Origin of the sequence: Bacteroides sp. MSSM.1001136sp1_RTP21357st2_D2_RTP21359_211015 (genome assembly GCF_040913205.1) — a bacterium.
Classification (GTDB): domain Bacteria; phylum Bacteroidota; class Bacteroidia; order Bacteroidales; family Bacteroidaceae; genus Bacteroides; species Bacteroides ovatus.
Genome location: NZ_JBDFVF010000012.1, coordinates 141,637 through 149,768, shown reverse-complemented (window position 1 = coordinate 149,768; position 8,132 = coordinate 141,637). Strand labels below are relative to the sequence as shown.

The window sequence follows — 8,132 nt, the reverse complement described above, 5'->3', positions numbered from 1 at the left end:
AGAAATATATCAGCATTAAACTTCTCCGTACTGGCGAAAATTGCATTGGCTACATTAAGAAACAACAAAAGAGAGATACCAATCAATAGAAAAAGATTAATAGCAGGGTGGGATAATGAATTCTTATGGGAACTTATTTTACATGATTTATAATGCGTTTTCCCTGTAACTTACCGGTATTGGTAGTTCGCCACGGCCGTGACGAGATCTTCCCACGGCCGTGGTAGGAATTCGTCACGGCTGTGGAAAGAAGTAACCACGGCCGTGGGAAGGTAAAGATACCGGTACTTTAGCAGAACAATACTGCTGCTTTAGCAGAACAATACTGCTGCTTTAGCCGAACAATGCTGCTGCTTTAACGGAACAATACTGTTACTTTAGCAGAACAATACCTGCTTCTTTAGTGAAAGATACCGGATGTGCAGTACTCATTTAACTACTCATTTAACGGGGCGACATTCGCTTCGTAGCGAGTTTATATTTCTTATAGGCTCTTTGCTAATATTGAACTTCCTCTCTTTCAATACAAAACTTCCTGTATTTATTTCCGTATTTCCACTTTGTTTCGAAAAAAAAGCATATCTTTGTCATACGCTTTCTGTTCACCAGCGTGATGAAACAGGTAAGAAGCGTTTTTTATTTATAAATAGGAATATTATTGCATTATCCCTCGTATTTGAAATCTAGCAAGTTTCTGTCCGTAGAGGGGGGGCAACAGATATTCCACGTGAACGGTCGTATGTCAACATATCGATGAAAGATGTGTTATATATACACAATTAGCGTGGATGTCTGTTGTTATCATTATCTTTCGGACGGGTTTGCTAGGCCTCAAATACGGATAATGATTCAACAGCATTCACGCTTTTTTTGTATCCGGTTGGTTTCATAACCCTTAAAAATCCCCAACCCCAATCTCCTGTCCGCCCGGAATACAAAAAGCGCGAATGTTTGTTGAATCAACATCAACAGAGCACTATTTATTCCTTGTTGTATAACAAATTAAAAACAAACACTATGTCACAATGGATTAGCATAGAAGCGGCAGCCGAGAAATACCGACTCGAAAAAGAGTATATCTGGCTCTGGGTGGAAATGAAAAAAATCACAGTGTCTTATGAGAACGATACAGTTTCCATAGATGATGATAGTATCCAGCAATTCATAAAACGGACTAAGCTGGGAATTACGTCTGAATATATCGATGAATTAGAGCAACTTTGCATGGAAAAAAACAAAACCAGCAGATTGTATGCTTCACTCTTGAATATGCGGGATCAGGAATTAATGGCAATTAGAGGCCAAAGTTCGCGACTGGACGGTTTATGGAAAATGGTGGAGGAACAATACGAAAGACTGCGATCCTTCGAGAAGAATTCTATGTCGGACAACGCTATTTGTAGCAACTGCTGGATCAGAAAGATATGCAGGAGATTGAAACGAATTCTATAATTCTGCTGTGAATTTAATCTATTAAATAACAGGCTGACAATAAAAGTACGATCTTTTTATTGTCAGCTATTGTCATAGCTTATTGTCAGGGTGCAATGAGTTGCTAGTCACCGTATTATCCAGCCAAAACTCCTGCTGACAATAAGAACCCTCCAATTTATATGTAAACCTAAAACCTATGAAACTTTTCTGTTATTAATTACACGCATGGCCGCAGTATAGTATTCGCAAGGAACAGAAATCAAAATACTGTTTAAACCATTGTCTTTCGTTGACACTTGAATATAAGCTGCATTCAATAAACTCTTTACGCTGGCTACCTCCCAAGGACTACCAGCAAAAACTTTGACTTGAGAAATCTTTCTACTTGTAATCATGATCTTTATAGTGTGTTTTTGTTTTTACTGCGACAAAGATAAGAGAGAAAAGCAACATAGAGGTGCAATATTGTTTCATATATAGTATACAAATGATTCATTGAATCAGGATTTGTATTAATTGACCAGTTTTTTGCGTTAATAAGAGTTGTTTTCTCTCACATCATTCATTTCTTATTTTGCGTATTTGTTATTGTTTCTACAAGGCTATTGATATAAACCTCTATATTATCATAGGCAGTACTTAGATTTCTTCCGTTTGCATCATATTTGTTTGGGTTCAATCCGTTGGCGGTTTCCCATTCGTCAGGCATGCCGTCATTGTCAGAATCAGTAATTTGTGGCAATGATTTTAATGTTGGCCATGCGCTCCAGTCGCTACCAGCTCCGGAAGGCTTTAGGTCTTTCTGACTATCGATAAGTCCGCCCTTAGGATAATTCTGACTTTTCCAATGGATGATACCTTTGTCGCAATGTTCACAAGGACCGTTCGGGCAGGGGGCATCTCCTAATCCGTTGTGTTCGTTCTTTCCGATGAATTGTGCCGTTCCTGTGCGTGTCTCTTCAACGATACGAGTATCTATATCATCTCGTTTGAGACTGCAACCCGCATATTTCAACACCAGCTCGTAAGCTTTTTGTGCTGTGTGGGTAGTTACCGCATCTACTTCTACCGGAGTATCCCGTTTCAGTTCATCGAGAGAGTGACCGGTGTTGTTACGGATACCAGTCCAGTTGTCTTTGTTCACTTTTGCGGCGGATGCTTCTGTCAGTTGGTTTCCTGCCTCGAAGTAATTCCGGCTGATATGATACTGTCCCAATACCCCTTTGATCGGTGCAAAATCTCCATCAGAAGAGCTGATGTCGATAGCCATCACACGGTTGGCCACTTTGGCATCCGTAGCGGGTCCGGGTTTGTAGTAGTTGTCCACAATGTTAATACCCATTGCTGCGCCGCCATAACATCCGTTACCGCTCCAGTTATAAATAACATTATTACGCATATCAGTACGTTCCTGACCTTGATATTTTACTCCGGAACCGAAACGTGGTGTGCGACTGTCATGGTGTGCCATCAGATTATGATGATAGGAAGCGTTGACTCCTCCCCAAATACCGCCATATCCATGAGGGCCTTTGGTATGTCCCGATAAGCGGAGACTTTCTGAAATAATACACCATTGCATAGTAAAGTTAGTATTATCATAGAATGAAGCACATTCGTCAGTGCTCCAACTGATGGAACAATGGTCAATCATGATATTGTTTTTCTGGCGTCCTCCCAGAGCATCTGCACCGTCGGAAGCCGAAGAGCCCAGTAAATCCGTATCTCCCATTCGGAAACGCAGGTATCGTAGAATTACATTATCGGCCGATACATTTACTGGAAAGTGAGCCAGGCAGATACCGTCTCCGGGAGCTGTCTGGCCGGCTATCGTGACATCACCGTTCCGAATGTCCAGTGTTGATTTTAGATAAATGGTGCCGGATATACAGAAGATAATTATACGAGGCTCCTTTTGTTCGATGGCATACCGGAGGGTACCCGGTGCTTTGGAGTCTTCCAGGGATCTGACAATATATACCTTTCCACCTCTTCCTCCTGTAGTGTTCATTCCTCCTCCTTCAGCTCCGGGAAAGGCATATGCTGTTTCTTCTACTGGTGGAGATACGGAGGGAGAATCCGGTGGAGTCTCCTGTTCTTTATTATCTTCATTGACTGAAGATGTGGAACAGGAGGAGAACGATTCTACTTGTGTGGCAAACAGTAGTGCCACGAAAATGAATTTTACCTTGTTGTTTTTCATATCTTACCTGATTTTTTATAAAATGTGATGATAGTGATACTGATACAAATGTAAGTGGATAGAATTTGATAGACAACTGGTTGCATAGATAGTGCACCAGATTGCACAAAAAGTCCGCAACTTTTGAATGATATTAAAAAAGTCCACGCAAACAAACAAATAGTGAGAAAGTATTCATGTTGTTCCGTATACTTTTGTAACGTGAAATAGTAACTGCTCAAGGCAGGACGACCAAATAATAATGGAATAAGAATCTATCATTAAGAATATAACAAATAATTTATGAAAGCACATTTATTTTCAAAGATGTCCCAAGGACTATTGTTGTTATCAGCTTTGCTGGCAACAAGTTGCAAGGAAAGTAGCAATAACTTTTTTGTTCCCGACCATGAAGCCCCTTCTTTGGTGTCTGTAACTCCTGCAAATGGTGAAACGGCCGAAGAAAACAATACGATTCTGCTTACTTTTAACGAGTATGTGAAAGCGGGAGAAGGGAAAGCGAATTTTAATGGCGAGGAAGTGGAGTTGACTTTCAAAGGTAAAACAGCGTCTTACGCTTATACTGCTTTGGACTATAATCAGGCCTGTCAGTTCAGCCTCCCCAAAGGTGCAGTCATAGACTTTCAGGGAAATGTATTCGAAGGTGTCAGTATTCAGTTTACAATCAGAGAACGTCCTCAACCGGAAGCACGCATATTTGATGCGGTGGTCAGTCCTGACGGAAAAGGAAACTATACCAGTATACAGAAAGCAATAGATAATGTCCCCTCGAAAAGAACAGAACCCTGGCTCATTTTCGTGGCGAACGGAACGTATGAAGAACAAATTATTATTCCTGAAGACAAACCGTATATTCATCTCATCGGACAGGATGTGGATAAGACAATTGTCAAGTTACGAATTAACAGCTCAACCGAAGCCAGTGCGACTGATCCGGATGTGTGGAAGTACTCTTATAAGAACTTAGGAAAAACGGAAGCCGCTATGGTATCAGTGAAAGCTACGGATTTTTACGTAGAGAATATATCTTTTGTAAACGGATATGGCAAAGAATTACAGAAAGGTCCTATGGCATTGGCAATGTATACCCAGAATGACCGCAACTCATTCAATAATTGCAAATTCCTCTCGTACCAAGACACTTGGCAGACCGGGCCTAAATCGGATAACGGCAGACTGTATGCACAGAATTGCTGGATTGAAGGAGCCGTTGATTACTTCTATGGAAACGGGAATTGCTTTCTCGAACATTGCACCTTTTATAATATGAGGGATGGCGCAATTATTGTTGCTCCTTCTCATAAAGTAGGAACACGTTGGGGATATGTGTTGAATAATTGCATTGTGGATGGAAATGAATTGGCTGATACAGAAAGTGTCAAGTTGGGGCGTCCCTGGCATAATTCTCCGATAGCTGTATATCTCAATACGATTTTTAATATAAAGATAGCTCCGGAAGGATGGACGGATATGGGAGCTATTCCTCAGATGTTTGCTGAATATAACAGTAAGGATAAGGAGGGGAATGCTGTAGATTTAAGCCAGCGTAAAACGCAATATACCTATCAGGATGAACAAGAGAATCCGGTGACAGGCATTTGTCAGGCTGTCCTTACGGCAGGTGAAGCAGCTCGGTATACGTATGAAAACGTTGTTCGTGAGGGCGATAATTGGGACCCGAAGAAATATATGGAACAAATATCCGCACCGGAAAATCTGAAAAGAGAAAACGGAATATTAAGTTGGGATGCTTCAAAATATGCAATTTGTTATTTGGTAATTGCGAACGATGAAACTGTACAAATAACCAAGGAAACGTCTTGTAATGTTGAGGAAGGAAAGACATATCAGGTGAAGGCCGTTAGTGAGTATGGGTCTTTGAGTGAACCTTCAAAAGAGTGATGACAATTAAAACTTTAAAATATGAAAATGATAAGTAAAGTATTCAGTTGTATGTTGGCTTTTTCTTCTCTGTTGGGGAATGTGGAAGGACAAAACATCTATAGAATATGGTATGACAAACCCGCTTCTTATTGGGAAGAAGCACTCCCGGTTGGTAATGGACGGATTGCAGCAATGGTGTTCGGTGACCCTCAACTGGAACAAATACAGTTGAACGAAGAAACAGTGTCGGCGGGCTCTCCTTACCAGAACTATAATGAAGAAGCAAAAACGGCTTTGCCGGAAATGCGCCGGTTGATTTTTGAAGGAAAGTACGAAGAAGCGCAGAACATGGCGGCAACGAAGATTCTTTCACAAGTGGGGAATGAAATGCCTTACCAGACAGTGGGTCGTCTGAATATCCGTTATCAAGATCACAAAAAGGTAAATAATTACTATCGTGATCTGGATATAAGCAATGCAGTAGCTGTGGCTCGCTACGAAGTAGACGGAGTGGAATTTACCGAAGAAACATTTGCATCATTTACCGATCAACTGGTTATCAGGCATATCAAAGCATCCAAACCGGGAACAATCAATTGCGAACTGTTTTTTAATACCCCGATGAGAGATCCGAAACGTAGTATTTATGGAAAGAAAGGTTTGCGGCTGGAAGGTATTACACATGGCAGCCGTTATTTTCCGGGTAAAGTGCACTATTGTGCCGATTTGGATGTGAAACATAAAGGTGGGAAAGTGATAACTGCCAATGACACGTTGCTTAGCGTTCAAGGAGCCAGTGAACTTACATTGTATATCTCGATGGCGACTAACTTTGTCAACTATAAAGATATATCGGGCGATCCGTATCAACGGAATAAAGCTTATTTGAAAAATGCAGCGAAAGATTATAGTAAAGCGAAAGCCGCTCATATTGCTGCTTATCAGAAACAATTCAATCGTGTAACTTTGGATTTGGGTGAAACTTCCCAAGCCAATAAGCCGATGGATGTACGTATCAAGGAATTTTCTTCATCCTATGATCCGGCATTGATAGCATTGTATTTCCAGTATGGACGTTACTTATTGATTTCATCTTCACAGCCCGGATGCCAGCCCGCCAACTTGCAGGGCAAATGGAATCATAACCCGGGACCTCCCTGGAGCTGCAATTATACAACGAATATTAATGCTGAAATGAATTACTGGCCGGCGGAAATCACTAACTTGGCCGAACTTCATAAACCATTCATCCAGATGGTACGTGAATTGAGCGAGAATGGGCGTGAAGCTGCCAGTCGAATGTATGGTTGTCGTGGCTGGGTGTTGCATCATAATACGGATTTGTGGCGTATGACGGGTGCGGTGGACCGTCCTTATTGTGGGACATGGCCTGTGGCTAATGCATGGCTTTGCCAGCATTTATGGGACCGTTATTTGTTTTCCGGTGATAAGAAGTATTTGGAGGAAGTATATCCGATGATGAAAAGTGCTTCGGAATTCTTTGTCGACTTTCTGGTACGCGACCCGAACACGGGTTATCTGGTTGTCACTCCTTCCAACTCACCCGAGAATTCTCCGCGCTGGATAAAGAAGAAAAGTAATCTTTTTGCAGGAATCACAATGGATAATCAGTTGGTTTTTGATTTATTTTCAAATACATGCGAAGCTGCCAAAGTGCTGAACGCAGATACTGATTTTTGTGATACATTGAAGAATATGCGCCGGCAGTTGCCTCCGATGCAGGTAGGGCAGTACGGACAATTGCAGGAATGGTTTGAAGACTGGGATCATCCTAATGATCGTCACCGGCACATCTCTCATCTTTGGGGGCTATATCCCGGTTATCAGATTTCTCCTTATCGTTCTCCGGTACTCTTTGAAGCGGCAAAAAACACATTGATACAACGGGGAGATCCTTCTACCGGTTGGTCAATGGGATGGAAAGTTTGTTTCTGGGCCCGTATGCTTGACGGGGACCATGCTTATCAGTTGATAAAGAATCAGCTGACTTATGTCAGCCCTGAAATACAAAAAGGACAGGGAGGCGGAACGTATCCTAATTTATTCGACGCGCATCCACCTTTCCAAATAGATGGTAACTTCGGTTGCACGGCTGGTATTGCCGAAATGCTGGTGCAAAGTCATGATGGTGCGATTCATCTGTTGCCTTCGTTGCCTTCGGAATGGAAGAGCGGGACAGTGAAAGGGTTGCGTGCCCGGGGAGGTTTTTTGATTGATGAATTGATCTGGAAGGACGGTAAGCTGGTAAAAGCTGTGTTACGTTCGGAAACCGGAGGTAATCTGCGCCTGCGCTCTTACTGGAAATTGGCTGCTGAAGGAGCATTGTTGAAACAGAAGAAGGAAGAGGAAGCGAATCCGAACGCATTATTTAAAGTACAGCAAATCTCACGCCCGATGATTAGTGAAAAAGCGCCTTTAAAAGGAGTGGCATTACGTGATACTTATTTGTATGATGTGGATACACGCGAAGGAGAGGTGATTATTGTTACAGTAAAATAAGACATTCTATATAAAAAGTCCACGCTTTTGCATAAATAATGAGTGGAAAACAGATGTAAAAGTGTGACTTTTGTAACATCAAAAATGAAAC

The 8,132-nt window shown here is 41.7% G+C and carries 5 protein-coding genes and 1 pseudogene; 4 read left to right on the top strand and 2 right to left on the bottom strand.

Going from position 1 to position 8,132, the window contains the following annotated elements; translation table 11 throughout:
- Both AB5217_RS10070 and AB5217_RS10065 read left to right on the top strand, forming a co-directional pair.
- A pseudogene (locus AB5217_RS10070) lies at positions 1-153 on the top strand (ISAs1 family transposase); the annotation flags it as partial.
- An 864-nt stretch (positions 154-1,017) separates the two neighbouring features.
- The gene (locus AB5217_RS10065) at positions 1,018-1,452 is read left to right on the top strand and encodes a hypothetical protein (protein WP_004305010.1); all 435 of its coding nucleotides are present in this window, start codon (positions 1,018-1,020) and stop codon (positions 1,450-1,452) included.
- A 176-nt stretch (positions 1,453-1,628) separates the two neighbouring features.
- Here AB5217_RS10065 and AB5217_RS10060 read toward each other — a convergent pair whose 3' ends face one another.
- A complete protein-coding gene (locus AB5217_RS10060) occupies positions 1,629-1,829 on the bottom strand; it encodes a DUF2007-related protein (protein ID WP_004299812.1) in 201 nt (66 codons plus the stop codon).
- 167 nt (positions 1,830-1,996) lie between these two features.
- Positions 1,997-3,637, bottom strand: a complete 1,641-nt coding sequence (locus AB5217_RS10055; RefSeq protein ID WP_032844636.1) for a pectate lyase — start codon at positions 3,635-3,637, stop codon at positions 1,997-1,999.
- Between the two features lie 282 nt (positions 3,638-3,919).
- Between AB5217_RS10055 and AB5217_RS10050 the strand changes: the two genes are divergently transcribed.
- Positions 3,920-5,539, top strand: a complete 1,620-nt coding sequence (locus AB5217_RS10050; protein ID WP_032844635.1) for a pectinesterase family protein — start codon at positions 3,920-3,922, stop codon at positions 5,537-5,539.
- A gap of 21 nt (positions 5,540-5,560) precedes the next feature.
- Positions 5,561-8,041 (top strand): glycosyl hydrolase family 95 catalytic domain-containing protein, encoded by a 2,481-nt coding sequence (locus tag AB5217_RS10045; RefSeq protein ID WP_032852073.1) that lies wholly within the window; start codon positions 5,561-5,563, stop codon positions 8,039-8,041.
- Positions 8,042-8,132: the final 91 nt, after the last annotated feature.